18 protein-coding genes are annotated in these 19,199 nt (G+C 68.1%); 2 read left to right on the top strand and 16 right to left on the bottom strand.

Going from position 1 to position 19,199, the window contains the following annotated elements; all coding sequences use genetic code 11:
* The 5 genes from IHV84_RS10525 to IHV84_RS10505 are packed head-to-tail and all read right to left on the bottom strand — an operon-like array spanning position 1 to position 3,060.
* Positions 1–549, bottom strand: coding sequence for an integrating conjugative element protein (locus tag IHV84_RS10525; RefSeq protein ID WP_003050285.1), 549 nt, complete (start codon positions 547–549; stop codon positions 1–3).
* The gene (locus tag IHV84_RS10520) at positions 546–1,136 is read right to left on the bottom strand and encodes a transglycosylase SLT domain-containing protein (protein WP_003109780.1); all 591 of its coding nucleotides are present in this window, start codon (positions 1,134–1,136) and stop codon (positions 546–548) included. The genes IHV84_RS10525 and IHV84_RS10520 overlap by 4 nt, the downstream gene beginning before the upstream one ends.
* A complete protein-coding gene (locus IHV84_RS10515; RefSeq protein WP_042178587.1) occupies positions 1,118–1,855 on the bottom strand; it encodes a TIGR03759 family integrating conjugative element protein in 738 nt (245 codons plus the stop codon). The genes IHV84_RS10520 and IHV84_RS10515 overlap by 19 nt, the downstream gene beginning before the upstream one ends.
* Positions 1,856–1,867: 12 nt before the next feature.
* The gene (locus IHV84_RS10510; protein ID WP_198846822.1) at positions 1,868–2,497 is read right to left on the bottom strand and encodes a hypothetical protein; all 630 of its coding nucleotides are present in this window, start codon (positions 2,495–2,497) and stop codon (positions 1,868–1,870) included.
* Positions 2,494–3,060, bottom strand: a complete 567-nt coding sequence (locus IHV84_RS10505) for a PilL N-terminal domain-containing protein (RefSeq protein ID WP_198846821.1) — start codon at positions 3,058–3,060, stop codon at positions 2,494–2,496. Before IHV84_RS10505 ends, IHV84_RS10510 begins: the two co-directional genes overlap by 4 nt.
* A 365-nt stretch (positions 3,061–3,425) precedes the next feature.
* Here IHV84_RS10505 and IHV84_RS10500 point away from each other — a divergent pair, with 365 nt between their 5' ends.
* Both IHV84_RS10500 and chrA read left to right on the top strand, forming a co-directional pair.
* The gene (locus tag IHV84_RS10500; protein ID WP_198846820.1) at positions 3,426–4,361 is read left to right on the top strand and encodes a chromate resistance protein ChrB domain-containing protein; all 936 of its coding nucleotides are present in this window, start codon (positions 3,426–3,428) and stop codon (positions 4,359–4,361) included.
* Positions 4,358–5,728, top strand: coding sequence for a chromate efflux transporter (gene chrA / locus IHV84_RS10495; protein WP_198846819.1), 1,371 nt, complete (start codon positions 4,358–4,360; stop codon positions 5,726–5,728). Before IHV84_RS10500 ends, chrA begins: the two co-directional genes overlap by 4 nt.
* Positions 5,729–5,821: 93 nt before the next feature.
* On the opposite strand, the gene IHV84_RS10490 is transcribed toward chrA, so the two are convergent.
* From IHV84_RS10490 to IHV84_RS10440, 11 genes are all read right to left on the bottom strand, one after another.
* Complete coding sequence (locus IHV84_RS10490) at positions 5,822–6,877, bottom strand: DMT family transporter (protein WP_233099948.1); 1,056 nt, start codon at positions 6,875–6,877, stop codon at positions 5,822–5,824.
* Between the two features lie 25 nt (positions 6,878–6,902).
* The gene (locus tag IHV84_RS10485) at positions 6,903–7,298 is read right to left on the bottom strand and encodes a hypothetical protein (protein ID WP_198846818.1); all 396 of its coding nucleotides are present in this window, start codon (positions 7,296–7,298) and stop codon (positions 6,903–6,905) included.
* Between the two features lie 96 nt (positions 7,299–7,394).
* The gene (locus IHV84_RS10480; RefSeq protein WP_198846817.1) at positions 7,395–10,556 is read right to left on the bottom strand and encodes an efflux RND transporter permease subunit; all 3,162 of its coding nucleotides are present in this window, start codon (positions 10,554–10,556) and stop codon (positions 7,395–7,397) included.
* A gap of 10 nt (positions 10,557–10,566) precedes the next feature.
* Positions 10,567–11,703, bottom strand: a complete 1,137-nt coding sequence (locus tag IHV84_RS10475; RefSeq protein ID WP_198846816.1) for an efflux RND transporter periplasmic adaptor subunit — start codon at positions 11,701–11,703, stop codon at positions 10,567–10,569.
* The gene (locus IHV84_RS10470) at positions 11,700–12,356 is read right to left on the bottom strand and encodes a hypothetical protein (RefSeq protein ID WP_198846815.1); all 657 of its coding nucleotides are present in this window, start codon (positions 12,354–12,356) and stop codon (positions 11,700–11,702) included. The genes IHV84_RS10475 and IHV84_RS10470 overlap by 4 nt, the downstream gene beginning before the upstream one ends.
* Positions 12,353–13,624, bottom strand: coding sequence for a TolC family protein (locus IHV84_RS10465; protein WP_198846814.1), 1,272 nt, complete (start codon positions 13,622–13,624; stop codon positions 12,353–12,355). The genes IHV84_RS10470 and IHV84_RS10465 overlap by 4 nt, the downstream gene beginning before the upstream one ends.
* Before the next feature lie 148 nt (positions 13,625–13,772).
* Positions 13,773–14,123: a hypothetical protein gene (locus tag IHV84_RS10460; protein ID WP_043376303.1), complete on the bottom strand. Its 351-nt coding sequence runs from the start codon at positions 14,121–14,123 to the stop codon at positions 13,773–13,775.
* Between the two features lie 55 nt (positions 14,124–14,178).
* Positions 14,179–15,147: a CDF family Co(II)/Ni(II) efflux transporter DmeF gene (dmeF, locus tag IHV84_RS10455; RefSeq protein ID WP_198846813.1), complete on the bottom strand. Its 969-nt coding sequence runs from the start codon at positions 15,145–15,147 to the stop codon at positions 14,179–14,181.
* A 37-nt stretch (positions 15,148–15,184) separates the two neighbouring features.
* Positions 15,185–15,457 (bottom strand): metal/formaldehyde-sensitive transcriptional repressor, encoded by a 273-nt coding sequence (locus IHV84_RS10450; protein WP_198846812.1) that lies wholly within the window; start codon positions 15,455–15,457, stop codon positions 15,185–15,187.
* 194 nt (positions 15,458–15,651) lie between these two features.
* Complete coding sequence (locus tag IHV84_RS10445) at positions 15,652–17,931, bottom strand: helicase-related protein (RefSeq protein ID WP_198846811.1); 2,280 nt, start codon at positions 17,929–17,931, stop codon at positions 15,652–15,654.
* A 103-nt stretch (positions 17,932–18,034) separates the two neighbouring features.
* Positions 18,035–19,168, bottom strand: coding sequence for a DUF6094 domain-containing protein (locus IHV84_RS10440; protein WP_370541250.1), 1,134 nt, complete (start codon positions 19,166–19,168; stop codon positions 18,035–18,037).
* Positions 19,169–19,199: the final 31 nt, after the last annotated feature.

Raw genomic sequence — 19,199 nt, 5'->3', positions numbered from 1 at the left:
TCATTGCTCGATGCCAGTGGCCGTGATCAGCGCCGGGTAGTGCCGCAGGCCCAGGCGATCGGCCAGGTCGTCGCTGGCAACGGGGGCGAGCGGCAAGCCTGGCGCCAGCGCGCGCAGCCGCGCCAGGCCCTGCGCGGTCTCGACGTTGACCACCAGGCCGACCGCGCCACGTTCGCGCAAAGCGGCGGCGCGGCGCTGCAACCAGGCCCGGGAAGCCTCGTCGTCGCCGATGACCACGAACGGCCGCAGGCCGGGCGCTTCAATCACACGCCGCGCGACGGTGCCAGGCGTGAGCTTGGCGCTGCGCACCGGCAGCATCGCGGCTTCGTCCGCCGGTGTGGCAGGAAGCTGGGGCGTCGGGATGGACGGCCGCGCCGGTGCGTTGGCGCGCGGCTGGAGATTCAGGGCTTCGTAGTACGGCAATGCCGACGTGCCGCCACGGTCCTCGACAACGATCAGTGGCTCGCCGGCACGCGAGGCCAGCGGCAGGCCTGACAGCAGCATGAGTAGGCCCGTGAACGCGAGATGGGCGGGATGGGGTTTCGTCATGGGGAGGTCTCCTGGCGCGCCGCGAGGACCGCGGCGGCTGGTCGCGTGCCCTGCACGCGGGCAAGGTGGCGCGACACGCTGCGCCGATAGCGGGCGGCGGGCTCGCCGCCTGCGGGGCGGTGGTAGCGGCCGATCGCCAGCAGCCAGTCCTCGCCGGGGGTGTGCTGCTCCTTCAGGATCTCGGCGGCAACGGCCAGGTTGCGATACGGATCCAGCAGGTCGCACGCGCCGGTAAAGCGGTGCTTGTGGTAACCGAGGTTGATCTGGCCCAGGCCCGCATCAATGCGCGTGTGCGGCGTGGCGCGCATCGCCTGCTGCAGGCCAGCGCAGGCGTCGGCGCGCGTGGCGAAGCGGCGCGACTGGCCGGCGACGTTGAGGGACCACGGCCACGGCACCAGGCGCCCGTTGCGCCGGATGCCGCTCTCCTGCAAGGCCACGGCGTAGAGCACGGTCGAGGGGATGCCTGCGCGCTGGGCGGCAAGCTGGTAAGCCGGTGGCGGAACCTCCTGGGCCAGGGCGGCAACGGCATACAGGCCGGCAGTGAGCACCAGTGCGCGCAGGGGCATGGCTACGGCTGGCGCTGCCATTGGCCGTTCACTTCGCGCACGGCGGCGGGCAGATCGCCGGGCAGGCCCAGCGACAGCCAGCGGCCGCCGTCGTGGTTGAGCGTGATGCTGCCGGCGCGCACGCGCGCCGGGTCGATCTGCGCGCGCTTGGCCCAGTCGCGGATGCGCGCGTCATCCTGGCGGCTGCCCACCATGTACAGGTCGAACTCCGCGCCCGAGGATTGCAGGCGCTGCACGAGCTGTCCGCAGGCTGCGCAGCCGTCCTTGACGAACACCGCCATGCGGCCGCTGCCGCGCAAGGGACTGCTGGATGTGCCGGCGCCCGGCTTGTCGTCGGGCAGGTTCACGCGCTGCATCCCCGGATTCAGGCGCTGCCAGGCCTCGTCGTAGGCGCGCTGGTAGGCGAGCAGCTTCTCGACGCGGCGCGCTTCCACCTGCACCTGCAGTTCCGCATAGCGGCGCCGTTCTTCGTCCGTGCGAGCTTCGATGCCCAGGGCGGACAGCGGGTCCAGGTTGGGCGAGTAGATACCCAGCGGCCCATCCATCAGCTCGCGGTAGCGTGCCCATTCTTGTGGCTGCAAGCCCCATTCGGTTGCCACCCGGTCGTCCAGCACGCGGGCGGCCAGCGGGCGCTCCTGGCTCTGTGCGTTGCGCGCCGAGGTCGTTGCGGGCTGCTGCGCCCAGGCGGGCCATTGCGACGACGCCACCAGGACCGCGAAAAGGAGGATCGACGGCTTCATGGGGTGCTCCGGTCAGGGAATCGTCACGCGGCGGGTCTGGTTGCCGGCCTGGAACACTGCGGTGTTGCCCTCGATCGCCTGCAGGCGCCACGGGCCGACCGCATCCCCGGGCAGCAGCACCTGAAGTTGGGCGGGCGTGAAGTCCCCGATGCTCGGCGCGACGGACACGCTGCGCTGGCCGGCGCGCAGTTCGGCCCCGACAACGCGGAATGGCAGCGGCGGCGGTTCGGGCTTGCTTGGTGTGCGCGGCTGGGCGGGTGCTGCGGCACGCGCAGCGGTCTGGCGTGCCTTGATTTGCTCGACCTTCGCGCGCAGCGCCTGAAGGTCGTCGGCAGTTGCATGGCCGCCTAGCGCCTGCTCGAATTGGGCAATGCGGGCCTCCAGAGCCTGACGGACGTCTTGCAGGCCTGTGGCGGTCGCGGCTGCGGGCCGCTGCTGCAAGGCCTGGGTGGTTTCGGCCAGACCGGCTACCTGCGCTTCGACGCGTTGCAGGCGGGTATCGAGCCGCTCCTGGTCGGCCAGGTCGCTCATCGTCTGATAGCCTAGGGCCACGAGGACGCTGAGGCAGATCAGCCAAAGCCAGAGCAGGCACTGCACCACCACGGCGGCGGCCGGGCGCCGGGAAGACTGCGAAGCGTTCATGGCTGGCCTCCCGCGAGCGGGAACGTCTGCGCCGCGTCGGCGGCGGGCGGTTGAAGAATCGGGTCGGTCCCATCGGGTTCGCCGATCCGCTCGAAGCAGACTTGGCGCGTGCGGTCATTCGCGTGCGGTCCCCAGGCCGGTCCGACCAGGGTGAGCAACGCATCGCGCAGGCTCATGGGACCCAGATGCAGGTGCGCGGCTGGCAGCGGCAGCGCGTACAACTCGATCACGGCATGCGCCGTCTCGCAAAGCTGATAGCCGCTGCGCTTGAGCACATGCCGCAGCCCGTCGCCAACCGTGGCGCGGGCATCCTCGGGCATGGACACGTCGATCGTTTGCAATAGCAGGTCGCGCTGCGCCGACGTCGGTGCCAGTTCAACGAGGGTGTAGCGGCCATAGCGCACGACTGGAATGAACACGGGCGTTGCGGGCCCGAGCGCAGGCGAGACTTCGTCGGCGGCTTCGGGTGCGAGCGGCGCCATGGTGGTCGCGCAGCCGCTGGCCAAGGCTGCGGCCAGGAGGCTTGCGCCGACCAGACGCCGGTATGAGTGGTTTGCGGACATGGCTCGGCTCTTCTGTTGCGATAAGCCGATACCTTGGGCGCGCGCTGCAGCGCGGTCAGCCAAGAATGAGAACTGCGGGTTGCCCGTTTCTTGCGAGGCAACAAGGCAAAAAAATTAGCTCCGAGCGGAGCCTATGAGAGTGGATGAGCCGCACTCGCTGTATCGCCTGTTGAAGGCCGGGATCGACCCTGTGCCAACGGGGATGTGCCCAGCAAGGATCAAGTCCTCTTGCCGGCCAATGCGGGCGTGCAAATGGGCACGCCAGGGATACCGGCAAGCTGTCGCTACCCCATTCTCCAAGACGTTGGACATCGCACGATGGATGAAGCATATATTTCTTATGTTGTAGTGTATGATTCATGCTTATGTGGTCCATCCTGATCGTCACGCTCCCCACCCAGCCCAACGCCGTGCGCCTGCGCATCTGGCGTGCCCTCAAGGCGCTGGGCTGTGCAGCCCTGCGCGATGGCGCCTACCTGCTGCCCGATGAACATGCCTCGGTGCTGGAATCCCTGGCCGCAGAGGTCCGGGAGCACGGAGGCACCGCCTCTGTACTGACCCTGTCGCCACGCGACGAGGCCCAGCGCGCCGAGGTGCTCGCGCAGTTCGACCGGACCGAGGTCTACGCGCAATGGCGCGACACCGCGACGGCGCTCCAGGCCGAGTTAGAGAAGCTCGGCGAAACCGAGGCACGGCGCCGCCTGCGCGGCGTGGCGGATGCCCTGCAGACGCTGCGACGCATCGACTACTACCCCGGCCCCGCCGCGCAGCAGGCCGACTCGGACCTCCTGGTGCTGCGGCGCGCTTTCGACAACCATTTCTCCAAGGGCGAGCCACAGCCGCGCGCCGACGATGGCATCGAGCGGCTCGACCCCGCCAAGTTCAAGGGCAAGGCCTGGGCGACCCGGGCAAGGCCCTGGGTGGACCGGCTGGCCTGCGCCTGGCTGGTCCGGCGCTTCATCGACCCCAAGGCCAAGTTCACCTGGCTGAGCGATGCCAGGAAGGCGCCGCGCGGCGCCATCGGCTTCGACTACGACGGCGCCCGCTTCACCCACGTCGGCGCACGCGTGACCTTCGAGGTGATGGCCGCGAGCTTCGGCCTGGACGCTGATCCGAAGCTGCAGCGCATCGCCGGGGCCGTGCATTACCTCGACGTCGGCGGCATTCCCGTGGCCGAAGCGGCTGGGCTGGAAGCCGTGCTCGGCGGCCTGCGCGAAGTGCATGCCGACGACGATCGACTGGTCCTCGCCGCATCCGCGGTCTTCGATGCGCTCTACGCGGCGCCGGGAGCATCTTCATGAGTGCCGTTCTCCAACGCCCGCAGCAGCAGGATGCAGCGCCCGCGCCCGTGAGTTTTCGGGAGGCCTTCTGGTTCTGGCTCAAGCTCGGCTTCATCAGCTTCGGCGGGCCGGCCGGGCAGATCGCGATCATGCACACCGAACTGGTGGAGCGGCGGCGCTGGATCAGCGAGAAGCGCTTCCTGCATGCGCTGAACTACTGCATGCTGCTGCCCGGCCCGGAGGCGCAGCAGCTCGCCACCTACATCGGCTGGCTGATGCACCGCACCTGGGGCGGCATGGTGGCCGGCGCACTGTTCGTGCTGCCCTCGCTGTTCATCCTGATCGCGCTGTCGTGGATCTACCTGCGCTTTGGCGACGTGCCGGTGGTGGCGGGCATCTTCTACGGCATCAAGCCGGCCGTCACGGCGCTGGTGCTGCATGCCGCGCACCGCATCGGCAGCCGGGCGCTCAAGAACGGCTGGATGTGGGGCATCGCGGCGCTGGCCTTCGTTGCGATCTTCGCTTTCGGCACACCCTTCCCGGCAATCGTCCTGGCCGCCGCGTTGATCGGCTACTTCGGTGCCCGTTGGGCGCCGGGCGTGTTCGCACTCGGCGGCGGCCATGGCGGTGCCCAGCAAGGCTATGGCCCGGCCCTGATCGACGACGACACGCCGACGCCGGCGCACGCGCGCTTCTCGCGCAGCCACCTGGCCAAGGTTCTCGCCGCCGGGTTGGGGCTGTGGGCGCTCGCGATGGGTACGCTCGTCGCGGTACAGGGGCTGCAGGGCACGCTGACCCAGATGGGCTGGTTCTTCACCAAGGCCGCGCTGATGACCTTCGGCGGCGCCTACGCGGTGCTGCCCTACGTGTACCAGGGCGCGGTGGAGCATCACCAGTGGCTCTCGGGCGCGCAGATGATCGACGGTCTGGCCTTGGGCGAGACCACCCCGGGGCCGCTGATCATGGTGGTGGCCTTCGTCGGCTTCGTCGGCGGCTGGCTCAAGCAGGTGCTTGGCCCCGATGCGCTGTTTCTCGGCGGCGCACTGGCCGCTGCCGTGGTGACCTTCTTCACCTTCCTGCCGTCCTTCGTCTTCATCCTGGCGGGCGGCCCGGCCATCGAGGCCACGCACGGCAAACTCGGCTTCACCGCACCGCTGTCGGCGATCACGGCGGCCGTCGTGGGCGTGATCCTCAACCTGGCGTTGTTCTTCGCGTACCACGTGCTGTGGCCTCAGGGCTTCAGCGGCGCCTTCGACTGGCTTTCGGCCCTGATCGCACTGGGCGCAGCGGTGGCGCTGTTCCGTTTCAAGCTGGGCGTGATGCCACTGCTGGGTGCGTGCGCAGTGATCGGCCTCGCGGCCACCTTGGCGCGTCCGCTGGTAGCTTGAGCCCTATGTGGCGGCCAAACGGGCGCTTGAGCGTGCACCGAGACATGCTTTCGCATTTCGATCCAGCCCGTTCAAGGTCATCCTGAGCAAATGTCAGTGCTCGTGTCGATGGTGCGCATCCGGCACATGCGGGTGCGCATGCACCATCGGCTCGTGTACGTGGGCATGGCTGTGCGCCCCAACCGGCATCGGATCGTGCGTGTGGTCGTGGTGGCCGTCGTCGTGGCTGTGTGCGTGCTCGTGTTCCAGCCGCTCATGCGCATGCTCGTGCCCGTGCGACTCCGCCAGGTGCAGCACCATCCCCAGCACCATCAGCAGGCCCCCCACCGCCATGATCCACGTGCCGCTGCGGTCTCCCAGCGCCATGGCGATCGCGGCGCCGATGAAGGGCGCGAAGGCGAACACCGAACCCGTGCGCGCCGCGCCGAAGGCCCGCTGGGCCAGCAGGTAAAAGCGCAGGCTCAGGCCGTAGCCCGTGGCCCCCACGGCCATCAGGCCCAGGGCCGCGCCCAGCGTCGGCAACGGATCACCCGCCAAAACGGCCAGCAGGGCCGTGGCCGAAGTCCCCAGGACGGCCTTGCCCAGCACCACCTGGCCGGGATCACGCTCGGCCAGCGCGCGCGACAAGGTGTTGTCCGTGCCCCAGGCCATCGTGGCGACGAGCACGGCGAGCAACCCCCAAAGCTGGCTGCCGCCCTCGCGCCCCTGATCGAGCACCAGGGCCATGCCTCCGGCCAGCAGCAGGAGCATGGCGGCCCAGACGCGCCGGTCCATGGTCTCGCCATACAGCAGCCTCGCCAGCAACGCGGTGAACAGGGCTTCGAGGGTCAGCATCAGCGAAGCGCCTGTGCCGCTGGTGTGCTGCAAACCCCAGGCCAGCGCGACCGGCCCCAGAACCGCCCCAAAGGCGGCCATGGCCAGCAGGCGCGGAAAGTCGCCGCGCACCAGCCGCGCTTCCTTGTCCACCCGCTGACGCGAGAGCACGCCCACGATGGCTGCGCCTGCGTAAAGCAGCGCCGCCGTCGAGAACGCGCCCACGCCCGCGCCGATGCGCTGCACCAGTGGCGTGCTGATACCAAACAGGGCCGCGGCCAGCAAGGCCAACAGGCCGCCCCGCAGGGCGGGCCAAGGCATGGAAGCGTGTTTCATGGTGCGCCAGCGTATTCCTGATGCGTTACTTGACAGTAAAGCGAACCGTCACGGTCTTCTTGTCGGCGGTCTGCAGTGCGGCCACGACCTTGGCACCCGCGCCCAGCTTCACGCCCTTGGCCTCCAGCTTGTTGCCACCGGCGGGTTGGAGGTCAGCCTCGGACTTGTCCGCGCCGTTGAGCACCGTGAGCTTGCCGCTCGCGCCGGCGGTGTCGTAGTCCTTGCCGTGGTCAAGGATGTAGAGGGCAGCGCCATCGGCAGCGGCCACCAGCTCGAAGGACAGGTCGCTGGCGGTGCGCACGATGCCGCCATGCTGTGGCTTGGCATCGCCATGCGCGAAGACAGTGGGAGCAGCCAGCAGAGAAGCCGCGCACAAGGCAGAAGCGGACAGCAGGCGCAGGGAAGCAGGTTTGAAGTTCATGGAAATATCCTTTCAGGGTGCAGCGCGCTTGCAAAAAAGGCGGCGCCGCAAAGCCTTGTCGAAACAGCATTCAGGCGGGGTGTGCGTCACCCCGCATCAGTACGCCTCCTGCGACACTGGCACCTGGCCTGCGGCCTCCGGCTCCGCCTGCAGCAGCCGCTCGGTGGGCTTGCGGCCCAGCAGCCAATACAGCACCGGCGTGAGCAGGGTGTCCAGCACGGTCGAGCTGACCAGCCCACCGAAGATCACCACCGCCACCGGGTGCAGGATTTCCTTGCCGGGCGCATCGGCGGCCAGCAGCAGCGGGGTCAGCGCGAAGGCGGCCACCAGCGCCGTCATCAGCACCGGCGTCAACCGCTCCAGCGAGCCGCGCACGATCATCGGCATGCCAAAGGTCTCCCCCTCGAACTTGCACAGGTTGATGTAGTGGCTGATCTTCAGGATGCCGTTGCGCGTGGCGATGCCCGCCAGGGTGATGAAGCCCACCATCGAGGCCACCGACAGGCTCACGCCCGCGATCCACATCGCCACCACGCTGCCGATCAGCGCCAACGGGATGTTGGCCATCACGATGCCGGCCAGCACCGCCGAGCGGTAGCGCGCGTACAGCACCAGGAAGATCATCGCCAGCGAGACCAGCGACAACGCGCCGATCAACTGCGCCGCCTGCTCCTGGGCCTGAAACTGGCCCTCCAGGCTGATGAAGTAGCCCGGCGGCAACGGCGTCTCGCCGATGGCCTGGCGGATCTGCGCGACGATGGCGCTCATGTCGCGGCCATCGGTATTGGCATAGACCACGATGCGCCGGCGTCCGTTCTCGCGGCCGATCTGGTTGGGGCCGTCCTCTTCCGCCACCGTGGCGAAGGCGGAGACCGGCAGACGCCCGGCCGGCGTGTCGATCAGTGTTGCGGCCAGATCCTGCGGGCTGCGCCGCTGGTCGGGCAGTCGCAGCACCAGGTCGTAGCGGCGCGGGCCGTCCACGATCTCGGCGCTGTGCGCGCCGTCGGTCAGTGCCCTGAGCAGCCGCACCGCCTCGCCAGGCGCCAGGCCCGTCTGCGCCAGCTTGCGCGGGTCGATGCGCACGGTGATCTGCGGGATCAGTACCTGCTTTTCCACCGTGAGATCCACCAGGCCCGGAATGCCAGCCAGGCGGCCGCGCAACTGCTCGGCCAGTCCCCGCAGCGCATCCGTGTCGTCGCCGAAGACCTTGAGCGCGATCTGCGCCCGCACGCCCGAGAGCAAATGATCCAGGCGGTGCGAGATCGGCTGACCGATGGTGGCTTGCGCCGGCAGCAGGGCCAGGCGTTCGCGGATGTGGGCCATGATGGCCTCGCGGCTGCGCGATGATGGCTTGAGGTCCACGTCGATCTCGGCCGCATGCACGCCCTCGGCATGCTCGTCCAGCTCGGCGCGGCCGGTGCGCCGGCCGACCTGCCGCACTTCGGGCACCTCGGCGATCAGCCGCTCGGCCTCGGCGCCGATGCGGTTGGCCTGTTCCAGCGAGGTGCCCGGAGAGAGCACCAGCCCAAGTACCAGCGAACCCTCGTTGAACGCGGGCAGGAAAGCGCGCGGGAAGAACGGCACGCTGGCCCCGGCCAGCAGCACCGCCACGGCGGCGCAAGCCACCAGCGCCCGTGCCCGTGGGAAAGACCAAGCCAGCACCCTCGTATCCAGTCGCTTGAGCCACGCGACCAGCGGGCTGTCGCCGTGGGCTATGCGCTTCATGCGCGGCAGCAGGTAGTAGGCCAGTACCGGCGTCACCGTCATCGACACCAGCATGGAGGCCAGAATGGAGACGATGTAGGCCACGCCCAGCGGTGCGAACAGCCGCCCCTCGATGCCCGGCAGCGCGAACAGCGGCACGAACACCAGCACCACGACCAGCGTGGCGTAAACGATGCCCGAGCGCACCTCCACGCTGGCGCGGCGCACCACCTCCAGCACCGACAGGGGGTCGCCCGCCGTGCGGTTCTGCCGGTTCTGCTTCAAGCGGCGCAGGATGTTCTCCACGTCCACCACGGCGTCGTCCACCAGCTCGCCGATGGCGATGGCCAGACCGCCCAGCGTCATCACGTTGATCGACAGGCCGAAGGCGCGGAAGGCCAGCGCCGCCACCGCCAGCGACAGCGGGATGGCCAGCAGCGAGATCAGCGTGGTGCGCGCCGACAGCAGGAAAGCGAACAGGATGACCGCGACCATCACGGCGCCGTCGCGCAGCGCCTCGCCCACGTTGCCCACCGAAGCCTGGATGAAGTCGGCCTGGCGGAACAGCACCTGCGGCTGGGCCAGGCCCTTGGGCAGGCCGGGCACCAGCTCCTGCAGCGCCGCCTCCACGGCGGCGGTGAGCTTCACGGTGTCGGCACCGGGCTGCTTCTGCACGCTGGCGATCACGGCGGGGCCGCCGTTGTAGCCGCCATCGCCGCGCTTGAGGCCCGGCGCGAAACCGACCTGCGCCACCTGCTCCAGCAGCACGGGACGGCCGTCCTTCCAGGCGACGGCCACGCCGGCCAGGTCGCCGCCCAGCGCATCACGGTCGGCCGTACGGCCGACGTGGCGAATCAGGTACTCGCGCCCATTCAGGTCGATGAAGCCGCCACCCGCATTGGAGGCATAGCCCTTCATGGCCTGCTCCACCTGATTGAGCGAGACGCCGAACTGCGCCATGCGCGCCGTGTCCGGTGCGACGCGCAGCGTGCGCACGTCACCGCCGATCGGAATCACCTGCGACACGCCGGGAATGGACAGCAGGCGCGGGCGCAGCACGAAGTCCGCGTACTCGCGCGCCTGCATGGGCGAAGCGCCGTCCTGGGCCTGCGCGGTGATCGGCAGCGCGATCAGCATGATCTCGCCCATGATCGAGGACACGGGTCCCATCGTCGGCTCGATGCCGGCGGGCAACTGCGCGCGCGCCAGCGCCAGGCGCTCGGCGACGAGCTGGCGGTTGCGGTAGATGTCGGTGCCCCAGTCGAACTCGGCGTAGACGATGGACAGGCCCACGCCTGACATCGAGCGCACGCGGGTGACGCCCGGCATGCCGTTGAGCGCGGTCTCCAGCGGGAAGGTGACGAGCTGCTCCACCTCCTGCGGCGCCATGCCGCCGGCCTCCGTCAGCACGGTGACCAGGGGCTTGTCCAGGTTAGGGAACACGTCCACGGGGGTGCGCCAGGCGCTGACGGCACCCCACACCAGCAGAAACGCCGCAATGGCGAGCACGAACAAGCGATTGCGCAGGCTGCTGCGCACGATCCAGTTGAACATGGCGTGCTCCTTACCGGATCTGCGCCAGCAGCGCGGCGCCTTCGACCACGACGCGGTTGTCCGCGCCCAGGCCCTGCACGACCACCACCGTGGCCGCGTCCAGCGTCCGCACGCGCACCGGCTGCGGGATGTAGCGCTCGGCTCCTGACTTGATCCACACCACCTGCTCGTTGGCGGCATTGCGCACCACGGCCTGGGCTGGCAACGCGAAGCCTTCGATGCGCTCGGCAAGCTGGGCGATCAGCGTCACGGGCTGGCCCACCGCGAGCGGCAGGGCTTGCCCCGCGCCACCGGTTTGCAGACGGAAGTTGACCGGCATCACGCCATCGCGCAACGCGCCGCCCGCGCCCACCAGTTGCAGGCGTGCGCCGGGCGCCTCGCGCAGCGAAGCGCCGGCCATGCGGGCCGGCAGCGCCGCGTCCGCGGTCGTGGCCTCGACCATCAGCCGGGAGGGATCGACAATCTCGAACAACAGTTCGCGGTCGTTGGCCACCTGGCCAATCACCGCCTGCGCACGGGCGATCACGCCCGAGACCGGGGCCACCAGTGCTTCGCGCGCGCCCAAGCTGGCGCCAATGCTTTTTTCTCGTGCGGACAGGCTTTGCAGCTCGGCTTTCGCGGCCTCGATGTCCTTGCGTGGCACCGTGCCTTCCAGCGACTGCAGGCGTTCGACGCGCTGGGCGGCAAGCTGGCGGCTGCTGCGCAGTTCGGCCAGTTGCGCCTCCTGGTTGGCCTGGGCATAGGGTTCGGCATGGTGGCGGATATAGGCCAGCACCTCGCCTTTTCGCACGGCCTGTCCGGCGACGGGCAGGCCACGTGGGCCAGCCTCGACGCGGCCGCCATGCACCGCCTGCACGCGGCCACCGGCATTCGGGTCCATGACCACGCGGCCCGCCAGCTCCACCGTGGCCTGTGCCTGCGAGGCGGCCACGATCTGCGTGCGGATGCCCATGCGCCGCTGCGCGAGCATCGGCACGTTGACGCTGCCGTCGGGCAGGCGCATCAGCCCGTTGGCATTCACGGCCTGCGGCGCATCGAGGTGTTCGCCGTTGGGGCCATGCGCGCCAGGGGCCGACCAGGCATTCCCAGCCGCCAGCATGTGGAGGGTTGCCACAAGAATCGACACAGAAATCAGACGGGTGTTCATTGGGCGCCTCCTTGGGCCTTGCGGGAGCGGCGGGTCATCCAGGCGCTGGCCGCTGCCAGCAACAGCATCACGAGCACCACCCAGACCACGTTGGGAATACCGTGCCAGCCGCTGTGTCCATCGCCATCGTGTGCATGTCCGTGCTCATCGCCACGGGCCGCGGTTGCCGGGCCTGTTTGCAGCGTCCCCTCCAGCAGGTCCGACTCCTCGCCGGCCAGGATCGTGACCACCAGCGGATGCGACCCCGGGGCCTTCAGCGCCTTGAGGAAAGCCGGGTCATCGACGGCGTAGTCGCCCATGTCCTCGTGGAACTTGGCGGCCGCCTTCGCCGTGCCGGATTCGACCTCGACCTTGGCTTTGAGCACCGGCTCATTGGTCTCGAAGCGGTTGATGAGCATCGACAGCTCCTCGCCCCGGAGGTGGGCGACCAGCTCGAAGCTCTCGGAGCGGGCCTCCATGCGCGGCGCGGTGCTGGCGCTGCCTGCCGCCGCCGAGGGGGCGTCCAGGTGTTCGCCATTGGGGCCGTGGGCGCCGGGCGCAGCCCAGGCGCCTGCGCTGGAAAGAATCAGCAGGAAGGCCAGCGCGGCGCCGGACAGCCATTGCTGCCAGCCACCAGACCAAGGGCCACGTCGGGAAAGGGAGAGGGAATTCATGGAAGGAGTCCGAGGGTTTGTTGCAGTTGGGCCTGGCTCAGGCCCAGCGCCGCTTGTTGGCGCGCCAGGGCGGCATCCGCCTGTGCGGCGGCATTGGCTGCGCGCAGCAGCTCGGGCAGCGGGGCTTCTCCGGCCTGGAACGATTTGGCTATGAGCTGGGTGCGCTCGCGCAGCAGCGCGGCGCGGTCGCGGGCGTCTTCCAGTTGGCGGGCAGCGTTGCGCATGGCCGAGCGGGCCAGGCCGAGGTCGGCTTCCTGGCGCTCGCGCAGTCGCAGTTCGGTGGTTTCCGCGACATCCAGTTCGCCCAGGGCGGCGGCTTGCAGCGGCGCATTGCGGCCATCGGTGCCAAAGGGGATGCGCACGCCAATGCCGATGCTGCGCTGAGTCGTCTGGCCGGTGCCCGGCGATTCTTCACGGTAGCGCAGCAGCAGCTCGGGCGGATCACGCCGGGATGTGTTGACCACGCCCACCCGCTTGCGCGCCCGCTCCACGGCCTGCGCGGCCAGTCGCAGTTCGGGGTGCACGTCACTGGTCGCAACGTCGAGTCCCGCCGATGGCGTGGATGGAGGTGCCATCTCCGGCATCGCCTCCAGGCCGGTCAGATTGCGCCACTGCGCCTGCGCACTCTGGCGCTTCTGGCGCACCTCGCCCGCCAGGGATTGGGCGTCCAGCAGCTCGGCCCGCGCCGCCAGGGCATCGGCGCGCGCCAGGTCGCCGGCGCGGACACGGCGCTGTACGTCGTCGGACAGGCGCTGCAGGTATTGCACCTGGGCTTCGGCCGCATCGGCTTCGGCCTGGGCCGCCGACCAGCGCCAGGCCGCCTCGCGCACCAGGCCCGCCACCCGCAGGCGTGCGGCCTGGGTTTGCGCATCGGCAAGCTGGCGTTCGGCATCAGCCGCAGCGGAACGGGCATCGCGCTGGCCCGGCAGCCACAGCGGCAAGGCAACGCCGATCTCGTTCTCGCGCCGCCCGGCATGGGTTTGCCAGCGGTCGTTGCGGTGGTTGAGTTCGAGCGCCGGTGGCGCGGCCCAGAGGCTGGAGGCGGCGGTCTGCTCGGCCTGGGCGCGCCGGCCCTGGGCCTGGGCTTCGCGTGCCTGCACGGCGCGCTGCCATGCGGCCTCCACGGCTTCGGCCAGGGTGTCACGGCGGTTGTCAGCCGGAGCGGCTGGGAGAGTTGGCGAAGGGGTTTGCGCAGCGGCGGGCAAGGCGCCCCCCACAGCCGCGCAGCCTGCGATGGCGCAGGCCACGAACCAAGGAACGGGTTTCACGAAAGTCCTGACTCATTCGATGGCGATCCACAGGCACGCGATGCCTGCCCACATGGACATGCACGGGCGGGCAAAGAGATGAGGGAATCGCCGGCTTGAAAACAGCCCGGCCGAGCGAAAGCGCAGCGGGGGGAGGGTTTTCAGAAGGTCAGGACAGCCGGGGGGGTCTTCGCGGGCCGTCGAGCACAGGCGGCGGCAGGGGCCACTCGTCCATCATGGGCGGACGCGCGGAACCGGTGGGAATGAGCGAGAAGGATGTCACCGCCCATAGGAAGGGGCTGCTCACGCCGCCATCGGCAACGACATGCTGCCGGGACTCGTCGGAGTCGTCCTGGACGACCGAGCCATCGTCATGGTGGTGGTGCGCCTCGCTCAGCGAGTGCATCGCCATATGCGCCACTTCGTGAACATCCGCGAATGCCGCAGCTTGCCCTCCGATGGCAAGGGACTGCCACAGCATGGAGAGCAACATCAGGGCAAGGGCGAACTTGCGGCGCATCATGCGATTCTAGTTTGCCAATGAATGCCAGAATGATTGAGGGGGAGGTGCATCGTCATGTGGTGGCCCGCTGCACCTCGACCGTGACATGCGACAGCTCGTGGATATGCGCCAGCAGCGCCTTGTAGTGCACGGGCTCCTTCGGTTCCCGGGCCATCAACGAAACGATGGCCGCGAAATGTCCCGGCCCCACCTGCCAGACATGCAGATCGGTGACCTGGCTTCCGGTGGGCTCCATCGCCTCCCGAATCTCCTGCCGCACTTCCTGCCCCTCGGCGGCGGCTTCCAGCAGCACGCTGCCGGAGTCCTGGATCAGCCCCCATGACCAGCGGGCAATCACCAGCGCGCCAATCACGCCCATGAGCGGATCGGCCCAGAGCCAGCCATAGCTGCGGCCCAGCAGCAGCGCGACGATGGCCAGGATAGAGGTCAGGGCATCGGCCAGCACATGCACATAGGCCGCACGCAGGTTGTTGTCCCGTCCCTTGCCCGGCGCATGGTGATCGTCGTCGTGATCGTGGTGATGCCCATGCCCATGCGCATGACCGTGATGGGCATGGTGCGCGTGGTCATCCTTCAGCAGCCAGGCGCAGACCAGGTTGATGAGCAGCCCCACGACGGCCACGGCGATCGCCTGGTTGAAGTCGATCTGGATTGGCTGGGTCAGGCGCACCAGGCTTTCCCAGCCAATCATCAAGGCGATCAGGGCCAGCACCACCGCGCTGGCAAATCCCGCCAAGTCTCCGAGCTTGCCCGTGCCGAAGGTGAAACGCGGATTGCTGGCATGCCGGCGCGCGAAACGGTAGGCCAGCGCGGTGATCAGCATCGCACCCGCATGGGTGGACATGTGCCAGCCGTCCGCCACCAACGCCATCGAGCCATAGACGGTGCCCGCAACGATTTCGACCAGCATCATGCTGGCCGTGAGCGCAATCACCAGCCATACCTTGCTCTCGTTGCGCTGGTGGTCAGCGCCGAGGAAGAAATGGTCGTGTGCGAGCGTGGTGGGGACGTGGAGATTCATGGCTGAATTTCTGCAATGGAAGGCGCGGGCAACAAGGTCATTTCATGTAGGCCCGAATGACTTCGATCATTTCCTCGCCGCCCTGGTGGCGTTCCTTGTCGGTCGATGGCGTGATGACGTGCTCGCGCAGATGGTCTTCCATCACCTCCGCAGTCAGGCCGTTGACCGCGCCACGCACGGACGCGATCTGGCGCAGCACCTCGACACAGGCTGCATCTGCTTCCAGGGCGCGCTCGATGCCTTCGAGTTGACCCTTGATGCGGCGCACGCGCGCGATCAGCTTGGCTTTTTCTCGGGAGGTGTGGGACATGGCGAGGTCAGTCAATATAGTCTAGGGGGCTATATTACAATGGCCGCCCCAAAACTCTGAAAGAAAATCCGGAAACTAGTGAAGTGAGTGCAAAAAAAATGGGCGTGTGGATGGATTCTGGGCGGATCTCCTGCCTATGACCAGAAAAACTAGAAAAGGGGGCCGACGCTCGTAGAGCGTCGGCGGAGTGATCATCAAGCGGCGACAAGCTGCCGGGCCAGTGCGACCTCGACGGAATCACCATCCTGGTTCAGAACATCCAACCCGGACTCAGGTACATCGCCCGACGTGGACTGCGAGACCATGATCTTGCGGGCCATCAGCCCGAGGCAGGTCATCTGCGACGAGTCGGCGTAGCCGAGGTAGATCACGCGCACGGGCTGCTTCTGCCCGATGCGCCAGGAGCGGCGTGCCGCCTGCTGGAGCGAGTACACGTTGTAGCCCGACTGCATGAACACGATCGTCGGGAACTCCAACAGGTCCAGCCCCGTCTTGACCAACTCGGGGTTGGTGATGAGCACGTCGATGCCACGGTCCAGTTGCTCGGCGATCCAGTCTTCGCGGCGGCTGGCATCCACGCTCGCGCGCAGCACCGCCACCTTGAAGCCTTCCTGCTCCAGCAACACCTTCAGGCGCGACGTGGTGTCGCGCGTGCCGGTATAGACCGTGTAGGCCAGGACCTTGCGGCCCTGCGCCTTCTCCTCTTTGCAGATGTCGATCAGCTCACGCTCCTTGGGGCTGATCTCGAACTCGTTGAACTGAGCCGGGACAAACGCCAAGGTGTTGCGCGTGCGCGGATGCACCACGGTCTCCGACCGGAAGCAGCAATCCGGCCAGGCCAGCAGCACGTTGAGGACCACACCCAGCAAGGTCGTATCGCGTCGCGCCAGAGCCTGTTTCAGCTCGGCGGTCAGCCGACCCGCCAGATCGCGGTAGGCCGCGGCTTGCGCCGTGTCCATCGCGACTTCACGGAACTCCTCGTCATACGGCGGCAGGACGTTGCCGCCGATGTCCTTGAGCTTGAGGAAGATCGTGAATGGCAGGATGCAGCGCAAGACGCCCTTGGGGCCGAAGCCCGGGGCCTTGACCGTGCGCACCGATACCTTGGTGCCCTTGGCCGTCTTGTGCGCCGTGCCGGTGCTCTCGGAGTAGATGTCCTTCAACACCCCGTGATCGCGCATGAACGCCATCGCAGCCGAGGTCATGCTGCCGCTCGTGGTCGGGCGGTAGCCGTCTTCGATCATCCGCCCCGGAAGGGCTCGGAACAGCAGATGAAAGAGATCGTCGCCGTAGCCGCCCATCAACGTGCCAGTTAGCAGCAAGGTCTTGCGAGCCTTCGCCGCCAGCACGCCCATGGCCTGGCCCTGTGCGGAACCGCCGTTCTTGTACTCATGCGCTTCATCAGCGATGAGCAGATCGAACGTGCCTTGCGGCAAGTACCGCTTGATGAACTCGGACGGCTGATAGCCGCCCTCGCCAAAGCCGAACTCCATGTTGGCCATCGCACGTTCCATGCGCGTGGCCTGACGGTCGGAAAACACCAGCTCGCCGTTGCCATCCATGAGGTTGATGAACTCGTGGATGTTGTCGCCCAGCATCGACGCGAGGAACCCGTCGCCGAACTTCTGCATCAGCTTCTGCGCGGTGACTTCCCCGATGGTCGGGATGCGCTTCAAGGCTTTCAGCACGGCCGAGGACTGGTCGCTGCCGGACAGGCTGCGCGGGCGGATCAGTGTCCACAGGGGCGCGGCGCAGTGGCCGCACTTCCTGCGAGACTCCTCGGCTTGGAGCGCGACCGGGTTGACCGGCTCGCCGTCGAGGTCGGTAATGACCGTGCCGCAGTCCGGGCACGCTGCCACGTCGCCATGGCGGGTGCGCCGCGTTGTGAAGACAGGCTTCCAGTGGAATCCCATCCTCATCCTGACGCGCCCCAGGACAAAGAACTCCTGGCCCGTGGGCTGCACACCCAACTGCTCGCGCAGCTTGATGAGCTTGACGAGCGTATCCGGGCCGTTGAGCACCCAGACCTTGGCGCCTGCCACCGTCTCCTGGATCTCCCGCCGCCACTTGTAAACCAGGTGCGGTGGCGACAGGACCAGAGTGCGGCGGTAGCCTTCGGCGTTGAGCACGGCGGCCGCGGCGATGCCGACGGTCGTCTTGCCGCAGCCCATCTCGCCATTGACGATCGCGGCGCGTTCGCCACGATCGACCAGCAGCTCGGCTGCGGCATGGACGACTTCGGCCTGGGCCGGGAACAGCTTGCGCTTGAGGCTGGCGACGATGAGCTGCCGGTGCGCCTGCGGTTGGCCGGTATAGACCGGCGGATTAGCGCTGTTGAGGGCGTCGAGCAGTTCGTCGCCGAACTCGCCGACGAAATCCTGAAGGCTCAGGGTCAGAGGGGAAGATTCCGCATCGAGCAGTTCGCCCTGTACGGACGTGGCTTCGGCGGTGGTGGTTTCGAGATCGAGGGACATGGTGATGCTCCAAAGAAAATGGGGCATGCACCACCCCCAGCGGGGCGATGGCATGCCCCGTGGTGGGAAGAGAGACGGCGAACCGTCTGCGGCGGAAAAGCGATCAGCGGATGGTCAACACCTCGCCCCGTGTCGGGGAGCCAGGGGTCATGTCCCACGCGCGAATAACGGGAACGAACTTGTCGGTGAGGATGCGGGTCTCGGCGATGGAGCCGTCTTCGCGCTCGGTGAATTCCCTCTGGAGCGTCTTGTCCTTGTGGGTGTCACCTTTGACGACGAGCACGCGCCCGGTCTTGGAGCGCACAACCCCCGAGATCGCGCCCGCGGCCAGGGCCAGGGCGAGATGCCAGTGGGACAAGGCACGCGCCGGCGGACGCAGCGACTGCTGCGCGGCCCCCAGGTGCGTGTCCAGCGACGGCCAGAGACCTTGCAGCCTGCCAACCTCGTCGGCGAACTGTTCGGGCTCCATCGTCACGCGGAAGAAACGCTCCGGCTCGGCCGGACTGGCGGGGACGATGTACGGCAGGAACGGCCATTCGCTCGGCAACTCCTCGGCTTCGACTTCGCCTTGCCCAACCTGCAGCAGCAGATTGCGCACGGCCTTGACGCCATCGGGCACCTGCTCGCGCTGGCGCACCCGGCGGCCGAAGATCACCACCTGCTTGAACTGCGTTTCCACCGCTCGGTAGATGCGCAGATCGGTGTAGTGGCGCGTCAGCCAGCCGACCAGCTCCGCGTCGAGCACGTAGTCGGGGACGATGAAGACCAGCACGCCGCCGTACTGCAACAGCGATAGGCTGCGCTGGTAGAAGAGCTTTTCGAGGCGGGCACGGCCCTGGCCCTGATAACCGATGTTGCCGTTGACGTCCTTGGACAGGTCGCCATACGGCGGGTTGAGCCAGAGCAGCCCGAACGACTGCTTGGAGACCATCGTGTCCATCAGGTCCGCGTGCAGGCAGTGATCGACCAGGCCGCGGGCATGGCGTGCCCGCTCCGCGTCGAACTCGACCGCGAACGCCTTGACCTGCTCGCGCCCGAGGGCATGGGCGGCTTCGGCGATCGCCACGCCTTCGCCGGCGCAGGGATCAAGGATGCACATCGGCCCGTCGCTGGGCATCAGTGCGTTGAGCGCTCTTTCGAGCGTGGGTTCGTCGGTCGGGTAGTACCCGTTCTTGGCGAAATTGCGGGCGAGCCGCGGGAACATGAGAGCCATGGAAGTCTCCTGGTTGGCGGGGATGAAGGACGCAGGCACGCCAAGGCGTGCCTCC

Source organism: Acidovorax sp. IB03, from assembly GCF_016406015.1.
GTDB lineage: Bacteria > Pseudomonadota > Gammaproteobacteria > Burkholderiales > Burkholderiaceae_C > Acidovorax > Acidovorax temperans.
This window is presented reverse-complemented; position numbering and strand designations above follow the sequence as displayed.

What these genes read in the sequence shown, in the direction of transcription:
- IHV84_RS10525 (WP_003050285.1), bottom strand. Translation starts at nt 549, where the DNA reads ATGACGAAACCCCATCCCGCCCATCTCGCGTTCACGGGCCTACTCATG.
- IHV84_RS10520 (WP_003109780.1), bottom strand. Translation starts at nt 1,136, where the DNA reads ATGGCAGCGCCAGCCGTAGCCATGCCCCTGCGCGCACTGGTGCTCACT.
- IHV84_RS10515 (WP_042178587.1), bottom strand. Translation starts at nt 1,855, where the DNA reads ATGAAGCCGTCGATCCTCCTTTTCGCGGTCCTGGTGGCGTCGTCGCAA.
- IHV84_RS10510 (WP_198846822.1), bottom strand. Translation starts at nt 2,497, where the DNA reads ATGAACGCTTCGCAGTCTTCCCGGCGCCCGGCCGCCGCCGTGGTGGTG.
- IHV84_RS10505 (WP_198846821.1), bottom strand. Translation starts at nt 3,060, where the DNA reads ATGTCCGCAAACCACTCATACCGGCGTCTGGTCGGCGCAAGCCTCCTG.
- IHV84_RS10500 (WP_198846820.1), top strand. Translation starts at nt 3,426, where the DNA reads ATGTGGTCCATCCTGATCGTCACGCTCCCCACCCAGCCCAACGCCGTG.
- chrA (WP_198846819.1), top strand. Translation starts at nt 4,358, where the DNA reads ATGAGTGCCGTTCTCCAACGCCCGCAGCAGCAGGATGCAGCGCCCGCG.
- IHV84_RS10490 (WP_233099948.1), bottom strand. Translation starts at nt 6,877, where the DNA reads ATGAAACACGCTTCCATGCCTTGGCCCGCCCTGCGGGGCGGCCTGTTG.
- IHV84_RS10485 (WP_198846818.1), bottom strand. Translation starts at nt 7,298, where the DNA reads ATGAACTTCAAACCTGCTTCCCTGCGCCTGCTGTCCGCTTCTGCCTTG.
- IHV84_RS10480 (WP_198846817.1), bottom strand. Translation starts at nt 10,556, where the DNA reads ATGTTCAACTGGATCGTGCGCAGCAGCCTGCGCAATCGCTTGTTCGTG.
- IHV84_RS10475 (WP_198846816.1), bottom strand. Translation starts at nt 11,703, where the DNA reads ATGAACACCCGTCTGATTTCTGTGTCGATTCTTGTGGCAACCCTCCAC.
- IHV84_RS10470 (WP_198846815.1), bottom strand. Translation starts at nt 12,356, where the DNA reads ATGAATTCCCTCTCCCTTTCCCGACGTGGCCCTTGGTCTGGTGGCTGG.
- IHV84_RS10460 (WP_043376303.1), bottom strand. Translation starts at nt 14,123, where the DNA reads ATGCGCCGCAAGTTCGCCCTTGCCCTGATGTTGCTCTCCATGCTGTGG.
- dmeF (WP_198846813.1), bottom strand. Translation starts at nt 15,147, where the DNA reads ATGAATCTCCACGTCCCCACCACGCTCGCACACGACCATTTCTTCCTC.
- IHV84_RS10450 (WP_198846812.1), bottom strand. Translation starts at nt 15,457, where the DNA reads ATGTCCCACACCTCCCGAGAAAAAGCCAAGCTGATCGCGCGCGTGCGC.
- IHV84_RS10445 (WP_198846811.1), bottom strand. Translation starts at nt 17,931, where the DNA reads ATGTCCCTCGATCTCGAAACCACCACCGCCGAAGCCACGTCCGTACAG.